Annotated in this window: 18 protein-coding genes; 4 read left to right on the top strand and 14 right to left on the bottom strand. The window is 42.4% G+C overall.

Annotated elements, in window-relative coordinates:
* Positions 1-100: 100 nt before the first annotated feature.
* Entirely contained in the window at positions 101-1102 is a 1002-nt protein-coding gene (trpX, locus tag NMM13_RS01065) for a tryptophan ABC transporter substrate-binding protein (protein WP_024055230.1), read from the bottom strand.
* Positions 1103-1616: 514 nt separating this feature from the next.
* Here trpX and NMM13_RS01070 point away from each other — a divergent pair.
* Complete coding sequence (locus NMM13_RS01070; RefSeq protein ID WP_254727013.1) at positions 1617-3278, top strand: NFACT family protein; 1662 nt, start codon at positions 1617-1619, stop codon at positions 3276-3278.
* 192 nt (positions 3279-3470) lie between these two features.
* Here NMM13_RS01070 and budA read toward each other — a convergent pair whose 3' ends face one another.
* From budA to NMM13_RS01085, 3 genes are all read right to left on the bottom strand, one after another.
* On the bottom strand, positions 3471-4187 hold the full coding sequence (gene budA, locus NMM13_RS01075; protein ID WP_021153550.1) for an acetolactate decarboxylase: 717 nt from the start codon (positions 4185-4187) through the stop codon (positions 3471-3473).
* 72 nt (positions 4188-4259) lie between these two features.
* On the bottom strand, positions 4260-5489 hold the full coding sequence (locus tag NMM13_RS01080; protein WP_031574535.1) for a tetratricopeptide repeat protein: 1230 nt from the start codon (positions 5487-5489) through the stop codon (positions 4260-4262).
* On the bottom strand, positions 5479-6654 hold the full coding sequence (locus tag NMM13_RS01085) for an AI-2E family transporter (RefSeq protein WP_254727017.1): 1176 nt from the start codon (positions 6652-6654) through the stop codon (positions 5479-5481). The genes NMM13_RS01080 and NMM13_RS01085 overlap by 11 nt, the downstream gene beginning before the upstream one ends.
* A gap of 168 nt (positions 6655-6822) precedes the next feature.
* On the opposite strand from NMM13_RS01085, the gene NMM13_RS01090 reads away from it, so the two are divergent.
* On the top strand, positions 6823-7833 hold the full coding sequence (locus NMM13_RS01090) for a lactonase family protein (RefSeq protein ID WP_254727020.1): 1011 nt from the start codon (positions 6823-6825) through the stop codon (positions 7831-7833).
* Positions 7834-7928: 95 nt separating this feature from the next.
* Positions 7929-8114 (top strand): hypothetical protein, encoded by a 186-nt coding sequence (locus NMM13_RS01095; protein ID WP_049497454.1) that lies wholly within the window; start codon positions 7929-7931, stop codon positions 8112-8114.
* A 102-nt stretch (positions 8115-8216) separates the two neighbouring features.
* Here the strand turns inward: NMM13_RS01095 and eno are convergent, their stop codons facing one another.
* On the bottom strand, positions 8217-9521 hold the full coding sequence (gene eno, locus NMM13_RS01100; protein ID WP_070466265.1) for a surface-displayed alpha-enolase: 1305 nt from the start codon (positions 9519-9521) through the stop codon (positions 8217-8219).
* Positions 9522-9731: 210 nt separating this feature from the next.
* Here eno and NMM13_RS01105 point away from each other — a divergent pair, with 210 nt between their 5' ends.
* A complete protein-coding gene (locus NMM13_RS01105; RefSeq protein WP_118095388.1) occupies positions 9732-10184 on the top strand; it encodes a DUF1694 domain-containing protein in 453 nt (150 codons plus the stop codon).
* A gap of 42 nt (positions 10185-10226) precedes the next feature.
* Here the strand turns inward: NMM13_RS01105 and NMM13_RS01110 are convergent, their stop codons facing one another.
* The 9 genes from NMM13_RS01110 to NMM13_RS01150 form a co-directional block, all read right to left on the bottom strand.
* A complete protein-coding gene (locus NMM13_RS01110) occupies positions 10227-11342 on the bottom strand; it encodes a glycerate kinase (RefSeq protein WP_254727023.1) in 1116 nt (371 codons plus the stop codon).
* On the bottom strand, positions 11327-11995 hold the full coding sequence (serB, locus tag NMM13_RS01115) for a phosphoserine phosphatase SerB (RefSeq protein WP_049497451.1): 669 nt from the start codon (positions 11993-11995) through the stop codon (positions 11327-11329). The genes NMM13_RS01110 and serB overlap by 16 nt, the downstream gene beginning before the upstream one ends.
* A gap of 112 nt (positions 11996-12107) precedes the next feature.
* Positions 12108-13832, bottom strand: coding sequence for a septation ring formation regulator EzrA (gene ezrA / locus NMM13_RS01120; RefSeq protein WP_129299116.1), 1725 nt, complete (start codon positions 13830-13832; stop codon positions 12108-12110).
* 86 nt (positions 13833-13918) lie between these two features.
* Positions 13919-15868 carry a DNA topoisomerase (ATP-hydrolyzing) subunit B gene (gene gyrB, locus NMM13_RS01125; protein ID WP_254727026.1) on the bottom strand — a complete coding sequence of 650 codons (1950 nt, stop codon included), beginning with the start codon at positions 15866-15868 and terminating at the stop codon, positions 13919-13921.
* Between the two features lie 12 nt (positions 15869-15880).
* Positions 15881-16444, bottom strand: a complete 564-nt coding sequence (locus NMM13_RS01130; protein ID WP_134974090.1) for an HAD-IA family hydrolase — start codon at positions 16442-16444, stop codon at positions 15881-15883.
* A gap of 165 nt (positions 16445-16609) precedes the next feature.
* Complete coding sequence (locus NMM13_RS01135) at positions 16610-17161, bottom strand: DJ-1 family glyoxalase III (protein ID WP_049486074.1); 552 nt, start codon at positions 17159-17161, stop codon at positions 16610-16612.
* Between the two features lie 19 nt (positions 17162-17180).
* A complete protein-coding gene (locus NMM13_RS01140) occupies positions 17181-18410 on the bottom strand; it encodes an FtsW/RodA/SpoVE family cell cycle protein (protein ID WP_254727029.1) in 1230 nt (409 codons plus the stop codon).
* A gap of 33 nt (positions 18411-18443) precedes the next feature.
* Positions 18444-19424 (bottom strand): YeiH family protein, encoded by a 981-nt coding sequence (locus NMM13_RS01145; protein ID WP_070448771.1) that lies wholly within the window; start codon positions 19422-19424, stop codon positions 18444-18446.
* A 4-nt stretch (positions 19425-19428) separates the two neighbouring features.
* On the bottom strand, positions 19429-21882 hold the full coding sequence (locus NMM13_RS01150) for a bifunctional DnaQ family exonuclease/ATP-dependent helicase (protein WP_254727032.1): 2454 nt from the start codon (positions 21880-21882) through the stop codon (positions 19429-19431).
* Positions 21883-21953 lie beyond the last annotated feature (71 nt).

Genomic DNA, 21953 nt, shown 5'->3' on the forward strand with positions numbered 1-21953 from the left:
ACAAAGCTGGTCGTGAGCACTGGTAAACATTTTTAAATGTCACAATTTAAAGACCTACCAATGCTAAATTCCCCTGCCATTCTTGTGATTCGATTCCTTTTTATTTAATGACTTGTCCAGCATCTTTCAAGACAGATTCTGGAATAGTAATGCCCAATTCATCTGCGACTTTTTTATTGATGACAGATTTTCCTTGGCTAAAGATTTCAACAGGTGTATCCGCAGGTTTTTGACCTTTCAAGATCTTCGCAGCCATTTTACCAGTTGCTACTCCAAGATCATGTTGGTCGACAACGACTGAACCAAGACCACCAGCTTCTACCATAGCTGTCGCACTTGGGAAGATTGGTTTTTTAGCTGTTTTGTTGGCTTCGACAACTGTTGAGAAGGCTGATGCGATAGTATTGTCGATTGGAACCCAGATGGCATCGACTTTGCCTGACATTACAGACACAGTGGAAGCAATTTCGTTTGTAGAAGGAACAGAATAAGGAACAACCTTGTAGCCTGCTTTTTCAGCTAATTTTGTAAATTCTTCTACTTGAGATTTGGAATTATCTTCACTGGTTGAGTAGAGGATCCCAATGGTTTTCACGTTCGGAGTCAATTCTTTGATCAATTTCAACTGTTGCTCAGTTGGATTGTGGTCAGATACCCCAGTGATATTGCCACCTGGTTTTTTCAAATCTTTGACCAAGTTTGCGCCGACCGGATCAGTGACAGCTCCCATAACGATGGGTTTGTCTTTGGTTGCACTAGCCAAACCTTGAGCAGATGGAGTTGCAATTCCAATCAAGACTTGGTTATCCTTGTCTACCAATTGTTTACTCATGGTTGCAACTTTGTTTTGGTCGCCTTCTGCATTGAGGAAATCAATGTCCACTTTGTCTTTGTCATAACCTTCTTCAGCTAAACCATCTTGAATCCCTTTGTAAATCAAATCAAGCGAAGGGTGGCTGACCAACTGCAAGACCCCAACTTTAGCCTTTTCATTGCTGCTTGCTGCCTTGTTATCCTTACCTGCTGTAGCTGAATAGATCGCTGTCCCAATGACTGCTGCTGCAATCAAACCAATAATTCCCATTAAACGTTTATTTTTCATTTTTAATACCTCTTCTATTATTTCATTTTCTTCTTTTTTCCATCATCTAAAGACTGCGACGCCATCGTTTCTTCATCTCTTTTCTCCCTTCTCATCTAAAACAAAAAATACGCCCACACATAGCAAAAGCTATGTGAGGACGTGTCATCGCGGTGCCACCTCACTTATGGGAAAAGGATAGTCTCCCCCATATCTCTGTCTTGTCTAGCAACAAGTTGCACGATAAGGTGTGCCAACCGAATTTTTATTGTTTCAAATTCATCTCATCATTAGTCCAATTTCATAAACTGCCGCTACCCACTCTCAGCAACCGTAGGCTCTCTTGAAACTTTCATTTACTACTTTTCTAATTTCTTACATTTTAAAGTTTTCTTTCAAAAATGTCAATACTTTTTCAGTATTTTTTTGGAAACGTTCGCATTTTCTATTGAACAGCCCCTAGCTTCTTTCTGGGATTTCCTCTCTAATTTTGATATAATTTACTAGAATAAACGCTAGAATGATGAGGAATCCCATGTCTTTTGATGGATTTTTTTTACACCATATGGTGCAAGAATTGAAGGCCGAACTCTTGAGCGGTCGCATTCAAAAAATTAACCAACCCTTCGAGCAAGAATTGGTGCTCCAAATCCGAGGCAATCGGAAAAATCAAAAACTCTTGCTCTCAGCCCATTCTGTCTTTGGACGGATTCAACGGACCCAGACCAACTTTGAAAATCCTGCCTTTCCCAATACCTTTATTATGGTCATGCGTAAATATCTTCAAGGCGCTGTCATCGAAGGGATTGAGCAATTGGAGAACGACCGGATTCTCGAAATCCGTGTCTCCAATAAAAACGAAATTGGAGATGCCATTTCTGTCAGCTTAATGATCGAAATCATGGGCAAGCACAGTAATATTATTCTCCTGGACCGCACCAGCAATAAAATCATCGAGGCCATCAAACATGTCGGCTTCTCACAAAATAGCTACCGGACCATTCTTCCTGGATCAACCTATGTAGCCCCTCCGAAAACCGACGCGGCCAATCCTTTTACAATTGGAGATGAAGCCCTCTTCGCCCTTCTTCACAAGGAAGAGTTAAGTCCCAAAAACCTTCAAAAATGTTTCCAAGGTTTGGGGCGAGATACGGCTCAAGAATTAGCCAAGCGACTTGAGACCGATGAAAAATTAAAGACCTTCCGGACCTTTTTCAAGACACCTTCTGAGCCTCGCCTAACGACCAAATCCTTCTCGGCTATCCCCTTTGCGGATGCGACCAGTCAAACGTTTGAGACACTTTCAGATCTGCTAGATGACTATTACCGAGACAAGGCTGAGCGCGATCGGGTGCAACAACAAGCCAGTGAATTGATCCGCAAGGTCGAAAACGATCTTGAAAAGAACCGAAAAAAATTAGCCAAACAAGAAGCTGAGTTAGCGGCGACCGACAATGCGGAAGAATTCCGCCAAAAAGGAGAATTGCTGACAACCTTCCTCCACCAGGTACCAAACGACCAAGACCAGGTTGTCCTGGACAATTACTATACCAACGAACCCATCACCATCCAACTCAATAAGGCTCTGACCCCCAACCAAAATGCCCAACGCTACTTCAAACGCTACCAGAAGTTAAAAGAAGCCGTCAAACATTTGACCATCCTCATTCAAGAAACCAAGGAAACCATTTCTTATCTTGAAACGGTTGAAACAGCCCTTTCTCAAGCGAGCCTGGCTGAGGTGGCAGAGATTCGAGAAGAGCTAATCCAGACCGGCTTTATCAAACGGCGCAACCGCGAAAAAATTCATAAACGGAAAAAACCTGAGAAATACCTGGCGAGTGATGGAAAGACTATCATTTTAGTGGGTCGCAATAATCTGCAAAACGATGAACTGACCTTTAAGATCGCTAAGAAAGATGAACTCTGGTTCCATGCAAAAGATATCCCGGGAAGCCACGTCGTCATTACAGGAAATCTCGATCCATCGGATGAAGTGAAGACCGACGCTGCAGAGTTGGCGGCCTACTATTCCAAGGCCCGTCTCTCAAACCTGGTCCAAGTAGATATGATCGAAGCTAAGAAACTCAATAAACCAACTGGTGGAAAGCCCGGCTTTGTCACCTACACAGGCCAGAAGACTCTGCGGGTCACCCCAGAAGAAGAAAAAATCAAAGCCATGAAACTAACGGACTGATTTCAAAAATAAAAGAGAGTGGGACAGAAATCGGTAATTCGTTAGAATTCGATTTCGTCGTCCCACCTCCGCACAGTTGAGTAGGGCTGTAAAAGCTGATGAAATCAGCGTAGTAGAGCCCACTCAACCACTGCGTCTTGCTCGACAATCCAAAAATAATTGAGAGGCTAGGACTTTTGTCCCAGCCTCTTTTTATTCTGCTTTATTGATGTCTTCTTTGACCTCATCAACATTGAATTTGGCAAAGAGGTACTGACGGTCTTGAACTGGGAAACGTTGATCCAGCTGATCGATGGCTCCCACCTCTACAATCCCTTCTGTGATGACAAAATCCATGACATGGCCACCAAAGGTGTGGTCATCTGAAATAAAGTGCAAATGATAACCAGCCACGCTCACGCCATGGAAAATTTCTGGTGTCCAAAAACCGACGATGGTTCCAGTGACATTTTCCCGTGTATACTCTGGCTGATGGGTTGCAACCTCTGCAAACTTCATCTCTGGTGTTGATTTTGGAATCATACGGACATGCATCTTGGCAAAGTCACCACGAATCTTAATGGAGCGGAAAAGATTTTCCCCATCGTAATAAGATTCAATACGGGCTTCCAATTCCTCGTCCGTCATTTCAAAGCGTTGGCGGAAAATGACTTCTGCTTGGTGAGGGACGACTGCTGCATAAGGAACCTTGGCATCCGGAGAAACTTCGACTATTTCAGGATGGTCCCCTGATCCCTTGGCCTGATATGCCTTACCATCTAATACGATCAACTCTCCATCAATAGAATCAAGCGTCCCAACTCCTAGATCTCCGTGTTCCAAGAGTTCTCCAATCGTAAATGAACCCCCGTACAGACCCGCCATTAGGGCACCTAAGGTATTGTATTGAAAAAGTTTCACTGGTTCCATGTTTTTCTCTCCTCATTCTATCTTCTACCAGTATACCACAAACTATTCCGAATCTTCACGATATGGTTTTGATTAGAGGCTATCATAGAGGGTTTGCATCTGCACATCGTCTGGTACGATCGCCAAATACTGGTTCGCCACTTCACGCGCCTTCGTCACATCTCCAGCCTCACGCAGCAAATAAACATAGGCTTCGAGGAATTCTGGGTTGTCTTTTAAATCCTCATAAAGCTCTTGGTAGGCTGAGACGGCCTCTTCTGTTTTCTCCAAAGCAGCCAAGGCACGGGCAATGTTCCACCGAGTGACAACTGTTTCTACTTCTTCATTTTGCCAAGCCAAGACTTGGTCAAAGCGTTCCTGTTCTAAATAAAGGGTGGTCAGGCGAAGAGCAATCTCTTCGAGATCATCTGCCACTTCTTTAGCCTCTAATAGATAAGCTTCTGCTTGCTCAGGCTGGTGAAGTTCATAAGAAAGCTGAGAAGCAAGGAGCTTCAATTGGGCATCAAATGGATTCTTCTGGATCCCTTGTTTAGCAATCTCAAGTGCTTTTTCACGGTCATTTTCAGACTGTAAAGCTAAAGCATAACCATACTCATAGCCCTCAAAATCAGGCGACAAGGTATCAATTTGTTTGTAGTAGATCAGGGCTTTTTGGAATTCTTCTTGGTCAGACAATAAGGTCGCTAATTCGTAAGCAATCTGGTCATCAAACTCAATCTCCAGAGCTTTCTCTAAGAAGGGAACAGCTGCTTCAAACTTACCAAGATTGGCATAGGCAAAACCAATTCGTTGATAGGTGGAAATTCCTGTTGCTTCCAAAATCTCCCGATTGTCCAACTGGGCATACTCTTGGATAGCCTCTTGGTAGCGTTCCAATTCCAGATCAATTTCAGCTAGGCCTAATTGAATGATGGGATCATCAGACAGACGGGCTGCTTCAACTAATTTTTCACGCGCCACATCTGCTAAGCCTTCCATCTGATAGAGATCCGCCTTAACCAAGAGACTGGCCACATACCAGTTAGAGTCTGGCTCAATTTCTTCTAAATAAGCAAAGGCCTCTTCCATTTGACCTTCCTCTGCAAGGATGGTTGCCAAACTTAGATACACTTCTGGATAGGTTTCTGCAATCTGTTCATAGATCTCCTTTGCCTGAGGGTAAAAACCGATACTTTCAAGATATTGACCTAAATCCAATAATTGTGCTTCACTATCTTCTAACAAAGCCTGTTGAAATTGAACTTCTGCTTCTTCTAGCTCCTGCCGATCGAGAGCCTCTACCATTTGTTGACTATGACTCACTGTGTGTTTCCTCTTCTACTTCATTATGTTCTTCATACAAACCACTGACAACCTTATACCATTCAAAGATAGCTCCGATCACCACCTTAGCAGATGCATAGACTGGAATTCCAAGGAAAACTCCCCAGATTCCAAACATAGATCCTGACGTCAAGAGCACAAACAAAATGGTAATCGGATGGATATTTAACTGGCTTCCCAAAACCAAAGGTGATACAAAACGTCCTTCAATGGTTTGCTCCACTGCAAATACAATCAAGACCTTGATAAACATCTCTGGTCCTGCTACCAAGCCCAATACTAAGGCAGGTAACATGGCTAAGAAACTACCCAAGTATGGGATCAAATTCAAGATTCCCGCAGAGATCCCCAGTGTCACCGCATAGCGCAAGCCAATGATCTTAAAGAAGATGATGAACATAATGGCGACGACAATGGCTACCGTAATTTGCCCTCGAACGTAGTTGGAGAGTTGGGTATTGACATCTGAGAGAACTTGTTCAGCCGATTTACGAATCTTAGTTGGTAAGAAGCGAACAATGTGGCCCTTTAAATTATTTCCATCTCGAAGAAGATAAAAGACAATAAAAGGCATAATGATCAAGGCAACAATAACTTGCGAAGCCACTCCGATCAAGTTGCTGACCCAATTGACAGCCCGCCCAGAGATCGAACTGGCCCAAGTAGTAATATTTGCAGACAATTCCTTGGTGATCTCATCTAACTGAGGTTTGATATCTGAGGAGACGCGATTGTCTAGAAAATCGTCGATGGTTGCATTGGCCTTCTCCAAATAGGTTGGCAGGTTATGAAAGAAACTCACCACTTGTCGTTGGACAGCTGGAATCACGACAGCCAGACCCCAGATTAAGAGCACTGCAATCAAGAAAAAGACGAAGGAAATCGCAAAAATCCGCTTAAGACCTTTTCTTTCAAGAAAGTCGACAATAGGATTGAGCAAGTAATAGAGCAAACCAGAAATAATGACTGGCAGCATGACAGCTCCTGCAAACTCAAAAATCGGAATAAAAATAAAGGTGATCTTACTCAAGACCAAGAGGTTCAGACCCAAGAGCAAGGTAACTAAAAATACGGTAATAGCCTTGTTGTCTAAAAACCATCTAAAAAACCAGGACATACTAAACTGTTTTTCTTTATTATCCACGGAAAACTCCTTTTCATTTCAACATGTATCTATTTTAGCATTTTTTGAGCGCGAAGTTACGAAAAAACTAGTAAAATCAGAAAGAAAGGCCCTCTCCTTTTCAACTAGCAATTGCCTTCCAATAGGACCTTTGATATAATAAACCTAACAAATCTTACGAGGTGACCTATGTCTCAAACCATTTATTTCGGTACCTATACCAAAAAAGAATCCAAAGGAATTTACAAGGCACAATTCGACCCTGAAACAGGGGCATTGAGCCATCTTGAACTAGTGGTAGCTGAGCCTAATCCAACCTATATCGCTTTTTCTAAAAAAGGCAATCTTTATAGTGTCGGAGCTGAAGATGGAAAAGGGGGAATCGCTAGTTTTACAGCCGATTTTCAGCCGCTCAATCACGTTGTCGAGGAAGGGGCTCCACTCTGCTATGTCTCTGTCGATGACAAGCGTCAACTGATCTATGGAGCCAACTATCACAAAGGCCAAGTTCTCGTATACAAGATAGAGGCAGATGGGCGTTTGTCCTTTGTCGATGAGGACACTCACCAAGGAAGTGGTCCCCACGCCAATCAAGCAAGTCCGCATGCCCACTATGCAGACCTTACGCCAGATCAGTACTTGATCACGTGTGACCTAGGAACAGACAGTTTGCATGTCTATGATGTCAGTGAGGAAGGAAAACTTACCCTGATCAATCAGTACCAAACAGCTCCAGGTGCAGGACCTCGTCACCTTGTCTTTCATCCCCACTACAAGACTGCTTATCTCATCAATGAATTAAATGCCACAATCGACGTCCTCTTTTATGACGGTATGGGTGAATTCGAACACTTCCAAACCGTTTCCACACTTCCATCCGACTACGATGGTCAAAAATGGGCTTCTGCTATCAAGCTCTCAGCCGATGGAAAATTCCTTTATGCATCTAACCGTGCTCATAATTCCATCGCTGTCTTTAAAGTTGTAGCAGATGGCAGCTTAGAACTCATTGAAATTGTTCCAAGCCAAGGGCTCAATCCACGTGATTTCACTATTAGTCCAGATCAAAACTACCTCATCGCAACCCATCAAGATTCACCTAACGCAAGCGTCTTCAAGCGAGATCTAGCTAGTGGAAAATTGACTCTCCTATCCCACGACTTCTATGTCCCAGAGGCTGTTTGTACTGTTTTTCATTAAGTCGTTTTAGTTGTCAAAGCTCTAAAAAAATGATTAAATAAATGAGAAAAAGGCGCGAGCCTGATTTCATAACTTATATTTTAGGAGATCCAAGCATGAATCCAATGGACTTATTTAACCAAGTAAAAGAAATGATCGAAAAGAAAGATTTCGATGCTGCAAAGAAATTTGTTGAAGACAACAAAGACAACCTCGGTGACTACCTTGAACAAGCAAAAGGGCTTGTTTCTGGAAATGAAATGGTCAGCGGTGCCTTGGACAAAATCAAAGGCTTATTCTAATAACACGACTCCTCAACGCTGTAGTTGAGGAGTTTTTGTTTGGCTCGATAACAAAAAAATCCTTGAGAAAACTCAAGGATCTTTTTAGTCTAGTAAACTAGCTTATTTTTTCAAGTTGTAGAATGATTTCAATCCACGGTATTCAGCTACTTCACCAAGTTGATCTTCGATGCGAAGCAATTGGTTGTATTTAGCGATACGGTCTGTACGTGAAAGTGAACCAGTCTTGATTTGTCCTGCGTTTGTTGCAACTGCGATGTCAGCGATTGTTGAATCTTCAGTTTCACCTGAACGGTGTGATACAACGGCAGTGTAACCAGCTTCTTTAGCCATTTCGATAGCATCGAATGTTTCAGTAAGAGTACCGATTTGGTTAACTTTGATAAGGATAGAGTTAGCACATTTTTCTTCGATACCACGTGAAAGGTAGTCAGTGTTTGTTACGAAGAAGTCGTCACCAACCAATTGAACTTTACCACCAAGACGTTCAGTAAGAGCTTTCCAACCGTCCCAGTCGTTTTCATCCATACCATCTTCGATAGTGATGATAGGGTATTTATCAACCAATCCTTCAAGGTAAGCGATTTGTTCTTCAGCAGTACGAACAGCAGCTCCTTCACCTTCGAATTTAGTGTAATCGTAAACTTTGCGTTCTTTATCGTAGAATTCTGATGATGCACAGTCAAATCCGATAAATACGTCTTTACCTGGAACATAACCAGCAGCTTCGATAGCAGCGATGATAGTTTCTACACCATCTTCAGTTCCGTCGAAACGAGGAGCGAATCCACCTTCGTCACCAACGGCTGTTTCAAGACCACGACCTTTAAGGATTTTCTTAAGTGCGTGGAAGATTTCAGCACCCCAACGAAGAGCTTCTTTGAATGTTGGTGCACCAGCAGGTACGATCATGAATTCTTGGAAAGCGATTGGAGCATCTGAGTGAGAACCACCATTGATGATGTTCATCATTGGAGTTGGAAGAACTTTAGTGTTGAATCCACCAAGGTAGCTGTAAAGTGGGATTTCAAGGTAGTCAGCAGCTGCACGAGCAACGGCGATAGACACACCAAGGATTGCGTTTGCTCCCAATTTACCTTTGTTAGGAGTACCGTCAAGAGCGATCATAGCACGGTCGATAGCTTGTTGATCACGTACATCATAGCCGATGATAGCTTCAGCAATAATGTTGTTTACATTGTCAACAGCTTTTTGAGTACCAAGACCACCGTAACGAGATTTGTCACCGTCACGAAGTTCAACTGCTTCGTGTTCACCAGTAGAAGCTCCTGATGGAACCATACCACGTCCATGAGCACCTGATTCAGTATAAACTTCTACTTCAAGTGTTGGGTTACCGCGTGAGTCTAGGACTTCGCGAGCGTAAACATCAGTAATAATTGACATTTCTTACTCTCCTTATTGAGTTATATTTTTTACTCCTCTATCATATCGTAATTAGGCTATTTTTTCAAGAAAAAACAAGGAAATCTACAAAAATTGAGAAGTTTTTAACAAGAAAACGGTTCCACTTTCTTTTTTTCTTCTATTTCCCTCCTTATTTAATTTTTTCGCATTCTTCTATTCTTCTGCTGCGCTTTATGCTATACTAAGCTTATGACAGATATTAATAAAACAATTTTAGAAAAAGCTGCTGGTCCTACTCGATTCAATCCGGATGAGCAACGTCGATTTTTGGAGACTTATGAGGAGCGGGTGATTGCTTCATGCACCTTGGAGGAGGCAAGGGACAAGATATACCTGGAGCAGTATTCGACAATCCTCACTGATATTTCAGATCGCTTTCATCCTGTTTTGGTCAAGATCTCCCCAGCTTTGGATGAAAACAGCCAGCTACAATATTTGAAAAAAACCAAGGATCTTGGACTTGTGGCAAGCATCGTTTCGGATGACTGTCGTCATTCTCCCTTTGGTCTCATCATCCATACTGACCACCCATCTGGAATTTCACCAACAAACATGAATCTCCAGTATCCAAATTTATTTGAAAAGAAAGAAGAGACTGCCAGTCCAGAAAAGAAATCATTTTGGAAACGTCTCTTTAGCTAAAGAAAAACCAATGGAAGGGAACATCTCCTTTCCATTGGTTTTTTAGTTTGCTTTTATTTTTAAAAGGTTCCCAATATTTCGAGCACAGGAAATCAGATTCCTTTCAGCATGAGCGAGTGCATCTGCTACCTCACAAGGACCAGGTACGATAGAGAAGGCAGCTTCAATGTGATGACTAGGAAAAGCAGGCAAATCCTCCGCTAAGCTACCACAAATAGCTATCACTGGGATCTTCTCTGGTGTTCGTTTGGCCACCCCGACAGGTGCCTTCCCAGAAAGGGATTGGAGATCCATCCTACCTTCCCCAACAACGACTAGATCAGCTTTTTGTACTTTGTGATCAAAGTCAATCAAATCGAGGCTTTTTTCAATTCCTGAGGAGATCTGACCACCGGAAAAAGCGACCAAGCCAGCAGCCATGCCACCTCCAGCTCCGGCACCAGGCATGGACAATATTCGTGCATCTACTAATTGGTAAAAACCCTGCATAGCCTGATCAACAGCTGGAAACAGAAGGGGATTTAATCCCTTTTGCCCACCAAAGATATAGGTCGCTCCTTGACTGCCACAGAGAGGATTGGTTACATCCGTTAAGACTTGGAGCTCGATGTCTTCTAAAACTTTTGGAACCGCACTGGTATCTATTCTAGCCACACGACCGAGCGAAGCCCCGACAGGACGAAGCAGATGGCCTTGTTCATCATAGAAGGCTACCCCAAGTCCAGCAGCCATCCCAATCCCACCATCATTCGTTGCAGAACCGCCAATTCCCACACAGATTGTTTTAACCCCTTGGTCAACCAATTGCAAAATAAGTTCACCAATGCCTCGTGTTTCCAGTTCAAGAGGATTGCGTTTTTCAGCTGGGATAGAGCCTAAGCCAACAAGAGAGGCCATCTCAAAAAATGCCATCTCATCTTTTTGGTAGTAAGCCATTGAAACAGGCTTCCCAAATGGTCCTGTTACCTGAGTATGCTTCTTGGTTAAATTCAGAACTTCAGCAAGTGTATCCATGGTTCCTTCACCACCATCCCCTATGGGAAGAAGGTCAAAAGTTGCATCTGGTAGAGCCTCTTGAAATCCTTTTTTTAAGGCTTCTGCTACTTGTTTGGCGGATAAGGATTCTTTAAATGAATCCGGTGCTAGTAGGATATGCATCCTGTTTCCTTTCTATGCTGGTCTAGAATTTCAAGAACAAGGCTTAGATCGCTCGTTTCAATACGGTATGGAGCTCGTTCGGCTACGATTGGCTTTGCCATAAAGGCAATCCCGATTCCGGCTGTTTCAATCATGGGAAGATCATTGGCACCATCTCCCATAGCAATCGTCTGACTTCGTGGAATATGATTTTCTCTCGCCCATGTCAGGAGGGAGTCTTTTTTTCTTTCAGGGGTCACAATCTCTCCGAGCACTTTCCCTGTCAGACGGCCATCAAAAGTCTGCAAACGATTAGCACGAACCAGATCAATTCCTAAAGACCTCGCGATAGGATCGATGACTTCATGAAATCCCCCTGAAACAAGGCCAACCTTGTAACCTCTTTGATGAAGTTCAGTGATTAAGGTCTTAGCTCCCGGTGTAACGTCCATCTGCTCTATAATTTTCGGAAAAATAGAGGCCTCTAAACCCTTCAATAAAGCGACACGCGCCTGTAAAGATGCTTTAAAATCCAACTCTCCATTCATTGCTTGTGCTGTAATCTCTGCTACTTTTTGTCCCACGCCAGCTTCTTGAGCTAGTAAATCAATTCCTTCTTGTTGAATCAAAGTTCCATCTACATCCATAACGAGGAGACCTGTTACTTCTTTCATCGCTTTCCTTTCTTATTTCTCCCTTACTATACAAAAATAGGGTTTAAATTTCAAGTTTCAATGATCATTTGAAGATAAAAAAACGACCTCCTAAAAAGTCGTTTTTTTGTTATTAGAAGCGAATTTGCTCCCGGGTTTTTTCATAGGAAGTAACAAAGCGATCGGTTACACCAGCTTCTACCATTTCCAAAGCATCTGAGATGACTTTGAAGGAAGCTGCATAGTCGTATTCTCTTTCAAAAATATAGAGTGACTCGTCAAAGGCTGCCTGCACATGATCATCAAAGGAACGATAGCGATTTGAGTATTGCAACAACTGCTCTGTTAAAGTAGCATTTTGTACAATTCGATAAGTCGCTTCTTCCAATTCATTCATATCATTGGTCAAAATATCTAACAAACGATTGGTTGATTCGATGTTGATTTTATCCCCTTCCAACTCATCCATCAAAGCCTCTGTATTGTTGCTTGCTGTGAAGAATAATTCCAAGAATTCTTGAGGGATTCCTGGCAAGTTTCGCTTGTCCATATAGCGTTTAATGGCATGCAAACGGTTGGCATAGATATTGACTTTTTGGCGAGCATTGGCATCGTCTTTTTCAATTTTTGAAAGGGAATCACTTAAGCTGATTTGCTCATCTTCGATTTCTTTCAAGCGAGCCTCAATAGCTTCTAACTCTTCTTCTACGATAGAATAAGCTTTTTGTGTTTCAGATGAATCTTTCAAAGCATCTTCTACCACATTTTCTTGTGAAGATAGCTCAGCTTCTAACTCTTTTAATTGTTGACTGAAAGCTTCATTCAAGACGAATGTTTTACCAAGGCGTTCCACTTCTGCTGCAAGGTTGCTATTGTTATCTTTTGCGTGTTTCAAATAGCCAGGCAGTTGTTTCACTAACTTCTTCACGACTTTTTGTGATTCGATTTCACGAGTAAAGATGTGATACAATGCATCGATTTCCTCTTGAATTTGCTCATTTTCGTAAATAGCATTGTCCAATTCAAGCGCGGATACATTTGCCATATTGTTCTTCAAGGAAGCATGCAACTGTTGGAAACGAGATTCAATATCTGTTTCAGTGAAGTGGTAGCCAGATTCCAAAAGCTTGCGGTAGCCACTTTCCAAATCCTCTAATTGGTCTGGAAGTTTTGACTGAAGAGCAGTGACAATTTCTGGCACTCGCTCAACAATTTGTTTTAAGGCCACAATATGATTCTCAGCTGTATCAAGGATTTCAGCCGCTTCAACAGGGTCACCTGAAGAATTCAAGGTGACAAATTGTGAAAACTCAGATTGAATATTCCCAATTTGCTTTTCAATTTCAGGAAGCGCACTGCCATAACGATCTGGGTCTGAAGTGACTTCTTTTTGAAGTTCTTCAAACATATCCAAGGCATGAACCACACGACCGCTATTCTTTTGTTCCTGCTCTTCCAGATCAGAAAGGGCTTTGCGAATCGCCTTGATATCTTCGTCGATCAATTGGATCTGACTTTCGATATTGTCAATGGCTTGTTTAGCCTTCATGAAACGGAAAGAATTGTTATAGCCTTCCGCTTCAAACAGATTGTTTTCAATATCAGCAAATGAATTTAAGGATAAATCTACCCATTTTTGATTCCATTCACGAAATGCAATTTGACTTTGACCAATCAAATGCATGTTTTTTACGGCCTCTACTTCATCGTTGACCGGAAGGTTGTATAACTTTTCTTTTCGTTCTTCCAGTGCTGCCAGTAAGGCTTCATTTCGTTTTCTCAAAATGACTGCAACCACATATCCTACAATCAAGATAAGGGCGACAATAAAGATGAGAACAATTAGTCCACTAGACATATAAAAACTCCTTCATCGTATTACTTGAACGTAATCCTAGTAATTATACCATAAAATATCCATTAATGGGAAGCGTTCGGTGAATTTTATACATCGAGTGTACTATATTCAGCGTTTTCTTCGATAAATTCACGACGTGGTTCCACGCGGTCCCCCATCAACATATCAAAGATCTTATCTGCTTCCGCAGCATCGTCTACTGATACTCGTGCCATCAAGCGGTGTTCTGGATTCATGGTTGTTTCCCATAATTGGTGATCATCCATTTCTCCAAGACCTTTATAGCGTTGGATGGTTGGTTTTGAGCGACCTTCTGAATAACGTTCCATAGCTGCAGCTAATTCAGCTTCTTGGTTGGCACCAGGTTGGATATATTCTTTGATTTCACTACCGACTTTGACCCCATAGATTGGTGGTTGCGCAATATAAACATATCCCGCTTCCAAGACTGGTTTCATATAGCGATAGATCAAGGTCAATAGAAGGGTTCGGATATGAGCACCATCGACATCGGCATCGGTCATGATGACTAATTTTTGATAACGCGCTTTTGTAACATCAAATTCGGCACCAAATCCAGTTCCCATAGCAGTAAATAAACTACGGATCTCTTCATTGGCTAGAATTTTATCCATACTGGCTTTTTCAACGTTCAAGATCTTACCACGGATTGGGAGAATCGCTTGGAATTCCCGATTTCGACCAGATTTTGCAGATCCTCCGGCTGAATCCCCTTCGACGATAAAGAGTTCTGTTTCTTGTGGATTATTTGAAGAGCAATCTGCCAATTTACCAGGTAGGTTGGAAATCTCAAGCCCTGATTTCTTACGGGTCACCTCACGCGCTCGCTTAGCAGCTACGCGAGCTTTCGCCGCTAAAATCCCTTTTTCGACGATTTTCTTAGCAATTTGCGGATTTTCCAAAAGGAAATCAGAAAAGGCATCACTAAAGAGTCGATTGGTAATCTTAACAACTTCTGAATTTCCAAGTTTGGTCTTGGTTTGTCCTTCAAACTGTGGATTTGGATGTTTAACCGAGATCACTGCTGTTAAGCCTTCTCGAACATCTTCCCCAGTTAGATTGTCTTCGTTTTCTTTTAAGAGTTTATTTTTCTTAGCGTAATCATTGATCACACGAGTGAGAGCTGTACGGAAGCCCTGTTCATGAGTCCCACCTTCATGGGTATGAATGTTATTGGCAAAACTCATGACCGTCTCATGGTAGCCTGTGGTATATTGCATAGCCACTTCAACGGTAATATCATCCATTTCACCATCTGTGTAGATTGGTTTTTCAAAGATGACATCTTTGTTTTCATTGATGTATTCGACGTAACTAGAGATCCCACCTTCGTAGTGGTAATGCTTTTCTTGCTCCAGGCCTTCTCGCTTATCCGTCAAAGAAATACGCAAGCCACGATTCAAAAAGGCTAATTCTTGAATCCGTTTATTTAATTTTTCAAAATCATACTCGGTGGTTTCCGTGAAGATTTCTGGGTCTGGAATAAAGTGGACGGTTGTCCCTGTCCGATCTGTCTCCCCGATGACTTTCAAATCATCCACAACGTGTCCACGTCGATACTCTTGGTAATGGATACTGCCATTTTTATAGACGCGAACATCGAGGGATGTGGAGAGGGCATTCACGACGGATGACCCTACCCCGTGAAGACCACCAGATACCTTGTAGCCGCCTCCGCCGAATTTTCCTCCTGCGTGAAGTACGGTAAAGACAGTTTCGACGGCAGGTCGACCTGTCTTTTCTTGGATATCCACTGGGATCCCACGACCATCATCGACAACCGTGATCGAATTATCTGCTTCAATGAAAACTTCAATATGGCTAGCAAAACCAGCTAAGGCTTCGTCAATCGAGTTATCTACGATTTCCCAGACCAGATGATGAAGACCTTCTTTTGAGGTAGAACCAATATACATCCCCGGACGCATCCGAACGGCTTCTAGTCCTTCCAAGACCTGAATCTGACTGGCATCATATTCTTGCGCTTGAATTTCTTGCTGTTTATCCTCTGTCATAATTTCCCTTTTCTATTCAAATATAAACTGGTGTAAGTGGGGCATGGTGTCAAATAAATAGGTTGAAAGCCCTGCAGCCTTCCCAGCTTCAATATCGATCGGACGATCTCCGATGACCAGACCGTCTTGAATGCCATATTTTTCCTTCAAAAAAAGCATAGAGGCTGGGTCTGGTTTTCGAGGAAAGCCCTCGTCTGCTGTTACAATCTCCGTAAAGTAGGGTGCAATGCCTGTCTGTTCAATAAGGGTCAAAACTTGGCGATCCCGATGAGATACCAAAAAATGGCGTCCTCCATGTGCTTGGATCTCTTCTAGTAACTCTTTTGCTCCCTCAAATAAGACCGGCTCTTGCAAGCCCAAGGCTTCTTTTTTCTTGTATTCCGTACGAAAATTGGAAATATGAGGGGCAAAGGTTTGAATTGCATCCTGTGTTGAGATTTTTAATGCTGCATAAACAGAATCATGATCGGCTTGGATGTGAAAGTCCTTCAATGTCGCTACAAAGGCATTTGTGGACGTTTCGTAATTATCCAATAGCGTCCCACCAAGATCCCATATAAAATCATGATAATTCATAGTCAATATTATACCACAAATGGACAAAAAAAATAAGCTAAAACCCTCATTTAGGGGGGATTTTAGCCATTTTTTACGGTCATTTCATTTTAAATCATAGAGAAGTCATTTCCCGTCATAGAATGTAAACTTTCACCAGAAAATATGGTGTCCAAAAGAGCTCTTTTAAGCATCTCCAAAGACATCTTGATAGAGCATTCCTTGACGAAGGCTTTGGGCATCTCCTCCAAATTGCTCTACCAAGGCATAAGCCAAGGCAAGCGCAGTTGAAGGACCACGACTGGTCAAGAGATTCCCGTCTTTCACCACTGTTTCTTTCTGATAGTGCCCATCTTGAATCTCTTCTTCAAAACCATCGTAACAGGTATAGTGTTTATCTTTTAAGAGGCCGGCACGTGCCAAGACAATTGGTGCTGCACAAATCGCAGAAATGATTTTTCCTTTTCTACTTTCTTCTTGAAGAGCTGCAATCAATTCCGGATTATCCCGCAAATTCGCAGCTCCTGGCATCCCACCTGGTAAGAAGATTCCATCATAATCTGACAGGTCCCCATTCCAAAGGCGATCTACTTCCACTGTGATCTGGTGAGAACCTGTGACCGTTTCTTCCATCCCAACGAGGTCACAGTCGATCCCAGCACGTCTCAAAACATCGACAATGGTCAAGGCTTCAATTTCTTCAAAACCGTTTGCTAAAATCGTTGCTACTTTTTTCATTTTCATTCCTTCTTTCTATCTATTGCGCCTTTTTAAGGACTACTTTTTTACGGATTGGAGGCCCTTCTTCTGGCTCTTTCTTTTTGCTACTATGATTATATATTGAAAGGACCAGACCAATACCAATCAGATTACTAATAATAGAGGACCCACCTTGTGAGATAAAGGGGAGGGGAATCCCCGTCAAAGGGAGAAGACCCGTTACTGCTCCAACATTTTCAAAAATATGAAAGACCAGCATCATAATAAATCCAATGGAAATATAGGTATAAAATTGGTTATTGGACTGGAGGGTAATTTTTAAAATGCGGTAAATCAGGGTCACATATAAATTCAACAGCACCAGAGCTCCAACAAAGCCAAAGTCTTCTGCTACTACTGTAAAAATCATATCACTTTCCCGTACGGGAACCAATAAATTGGAGACATTAAAGCCTTGCCCAAAGAGGCCACCACTTGCAATGGCTAACTGTCCTTGCGCCTGCTGGTAGGTGGTGGTTTGTGCATAGTCAAAAGGATTTAACCAGGCTAAAATACGGTTCATCTGATAGGTTGGCATCCCTACTTGCTGGTGCAGAAAAGCTCGCCCCCCTTCTGAAAGAAAGAGGAAGAGAAAGCCTGCTAACCCACCTGCTAAAAGCAAGATGACCGGCAAGATAATTTTCCAGGAAACTCCTGAAACGAGCACTAAGCCCGCAAAAATGGCCAAGAATACTAAGGCCGTTCCCAAGTCCTGCTGGAGAGCCAATAAGGCAAAGACCGGAATCGTATAGATGGTCAACTCTAGAATCAAAAACCAATCTTGTCGTAATAATCGCTCACGCCCCTTATTTCTTTGCAAAAATCGGACAATAGAGCGTGACAGCATCAGGATGAAGGGGATCTTCATAAATTCTGAGGGCTGAAATAAGGTGATGTTCCCATAAGCCACCCAGTTTTTAGCTCCTGTTGAAGCTACCAAGTTGGGATTATAAAAAACAAGGGGAAGAACCATCAAGGCCAGGCCAAGCAGGTAAAGAAAGGGAGTGATTTTCCAAAGAAATTTCGTGCTAAAAATGGTCACAATCAGGCAAATGACGCATCCCACACCAATCCAGGCCAATTGCTGCCCTAAAAAAGGCCACACCATTTGGGGATAGTCATGAGAAACTGCTACATAAACAGATAAAATCCCAAGCATGAGAAGGGCGAAGACAATCCCAATGATCGAATAATCCAGGTGAATCGTCCAAAAATGATGTTTCTTCATTCACGTTCCTTTCTGTGAGAATCATCAAATCAATTAATAGAACAACATTTGTAGAATCAAGCTAGATCCTGCTACACAAAACCAAGCAATCAACCCTACTAGAAGGGGGGCTGCTCCTGCTGCACGGAACTGTTTCCAAGAAACCTTGCTTCCGATTCCGACCAAGGCCATGGCCATAAAGAGGTGAGAAAGGTCCTTAAGGTAAGGAAGAACCACTTTAGGTACCAAGCCGATAGATGAAAGAATAGAAGCCACAATAAACCAGATGATGAACCAAGGAATAATTTTCTTTAACATTCCTTTGTTTCTTCCTTGTTGCTTGCTCCGATACCATTTTAAACCGATCAAGCCTAAACAAACTGGTACAATCATCAGGGCGCGTGTTAACTTAACAATGGTCGCCATTTCACCCGCCGCTTTACTATAAGAAAACGCTGCTGCTACAACTGATGACGTATCGTTAATGGCTGTTCCTGACCAGAGGCCAAATTGAAAATTAGACATATGCCATACATGCCCTAATACTGGAAAGATAAAGACAGCCAAAATGTTGAAGAAGAAGATAGTTGACATAGATAAGGCAATTTCCTCTTCGTCTGCTTCAATGATCGGAGCAGCTGCTGCGATAGCAGATCCACCACAAATAGCCGTTCCAAATCCAATTAAGGTCCGTAGGTGAGATTTCAGATGGAAGACTTTCCCAAAGATCATCGCTGCAAGAAAGGCAACTGTTATTGTTGGCAGACTAATCTTCAAAGAAGACAAGCCTGTAGAAGCAACCGTCGCAATCGGCAAGCTAAATCCCATGAAGATAATCGAATACTGCAATAATTTCTTACCAGACCAGTTCAGTCCTGGTCGTGAATTCTCTGGCAAATCTACTAATTCATTGAGGACAATTCCTAAAATCAAAGCAAAGACACTGGAGCCAATGATGGGAAAGAAAGTTCCCAATAACATGGCACAAAGAGCCAGTACAAATGCAATTGCAAGTCCAAATCCTTTATTTTTCATTCTCTCAATTCCTTTCAAAAAAGTCAGCTGCTTGCTCAACAAGCCGCTCTCTCACTGTTGTGTGAAGGGGCAACACTTGCTGCAAGCCATCTAAAATTTGTTTTCCATATCGTTTGGTCACCACCCGCTGATCCAATAAGAGGACCAACGATTCCTGGTCTTGAAAACGGCTGGTTCTCCCAATAGCCTGTTTGAGCCTTAAAATCGCGACCGGAAGGCTATAGTCATAAAAGGGATTTTTCCCCTGTTCTCTGAGTTGGGTATTCAGCTTTTGAACCATATAATCTTTAGGGTTGTCAAAAGGAAGGCGCGTGATGATTTGAATCACTTCTTTTTGTTGGGAAAAATCGACTCCCTCCCAAAAGCTTCCTGTTCCCAATAAAATAGAGCTTTCTCCTCGGTCAAATCGTCGCTTAATATTAGCTGCATCGCCATTTCGATACTGGGCCAAATGAGGAAAGTTCAAGGCGTTTGACGTCTCCAGTAACAATTCTTTTGAGGTAAACAAAAGAAAAATTGGTTTTCTTAGAGGAAAAAGTTCATCGATGAGCTGACAAATTTCTCCTGCATACTCCACAGAAGATAAAGAAACGACATCTGGAAAATCTATCGGCACTAACAATTCCTGGTGTTGTTTGACTGTTATTGGCACCCGGTAGATTTGCTGCTCTTGGTATCCCAAAAGGGCAGGTAAATGCACCTTTTTACTGATCGCGATCGTTGCTGATACAAAGAGCACGGGCACTTCTTCAGGAACAAACTCCTTAAAGGATAGCAAGTCCTCAACTCCTCCGTGGAGACGAAGAATCTGGTGGCTTTCGACCACTTCCTTGTCCATCCAAAAGGTTTGGTAGCGCTCATCAAACAATTCCCTTAGATTCTCTAATGATTCGTTTTTTAATTCTGAGACATCCTGTCGAATTTTTGCCACTGTTTGATCTGATAAGATCGCTGTTTTTCCTTGTACAACTTCCTTAGAGCAGGCATTTAATTCAAATTGAATACTTTCCAGCAAACGCCGTTGCAGCAGATCTTTTTCCTCTTCGATGGCGTGTTGCAAGCTTAGAAGAAGAGATTGCAAGGTTTCTTCTCTCTGTGAAAACTGCTCCAAAGCAAAGAAGAGTTTTTGCGCTTCATCCACTACCAGAACAGATTCTTGAAGTAGACTCTTATCATCTTCTAGACGAGTTAACAGATAGGCATGATTGGTCAGAATTACCCGGCTTGTTTTCACTTTTTCCTGGCCGAGGCACCAAAAATCTTCCTGATAAAAAAGCGAACGTTTCGACAATTGGCCATCGTGGCAAATGTCAGCTACAAAATGAAGATGACGATAGAGTTGACCAATTTCACTGAGCTCTCCCGTTTCCGTCATCGTCAGCCAAACCAACAGTTGCATTTTAAAGCGTCGGATCATCCCATTATCTGACTCACTCTGTAAGGCCTCATAAAATTTATCGAGTTGGATGTAATCCTTGGGACTTTTCAGGCTATGAAAGGGAATTTGGAAAAGATCTTGGATGGTCTTTCCTTCCTTCTTCATAATTTGATCCTGAAGAATTTTAGTCGGAACACTGACAAGAATGCGTTTGGAGGTTTTCGCCAAAAGCGTTAATAGATAGGCATAGGTCTTCCCAATACCCGTTGGCGCTTCAATAAAACTCGGAAGTGGCTGTTGCAAACTGTCCTCGATATAGGCAACAAATTCTCTCTGCTCCGGATAAGCCTCCATTCCCAACAGCTGCATATTGAGTTCAAACTGTTCAGACAAATGACGACTTTTTAAAAACTGCTGTGGCTTTCGCAGATAGAGACCATGAACCTCTACTAAATGAGCTGGTAAAAAAAGGCTACTGTCTTCAAGCGCATCTTCTATTAAGAGTCGTGATTCATAAATCAAACAATCTGCCATCGAAAGAAGTTTTTCGATCAATCCTCTTGGTAAGCTCGCAATTTTCTCTCTCAATTTCAACAGCAGCTGGGCTGTTGCCATAGCATCCGCTAGAGCGGAGTGAGCATGGTACAACTCAATTTCCAGTTCAGCCGCAAGCGCTCCTAAATTGTAGCGTTCTAAAGTCGGATAGAAAATTTGAGACAATTCAACCGTATCAATCCGAGGAGTCGTTAGCTCAAATCCTTCCCAAAAGAGGGCTTCTGCCAATAAATTCGCATCAAATTTGACATTATGGGCCACAAAGACGGCATCTTCTATTAATTCAAAAATTTCTTTTGCCACTTGTGCAAACTCTGGTGCTTTTTTCAAGCGAGCATCTGTCAGGCCAGTCAATTGTTTGATATGCTCATCCAATCGTTCATGGGGATTCACATCCGTCTCATAGGATTGCCTAATCCTCCCATCTTCGATGATGACAATCCCAACCTGAATGATCTTAGCATTGCTTCCAGCACTGGTCGCTTCCAGATCCACAATGGCATATTTCCGTTTCTGTCTTGTCATAATACTTAAAATTATATCACGTTTGAGCAAGCTCTGCAGATTTTTTTCTCCTTTCAGGCTGACTTCAATCC

This window comes from Streptococcus sp. CF8_St5-11, from assembly GCF_024295625.1.
Classification (GTDB): Bacteria; Bacillota; Bacilli; order Lactobacillales; family Streptococcaceae; genus Streptococcus.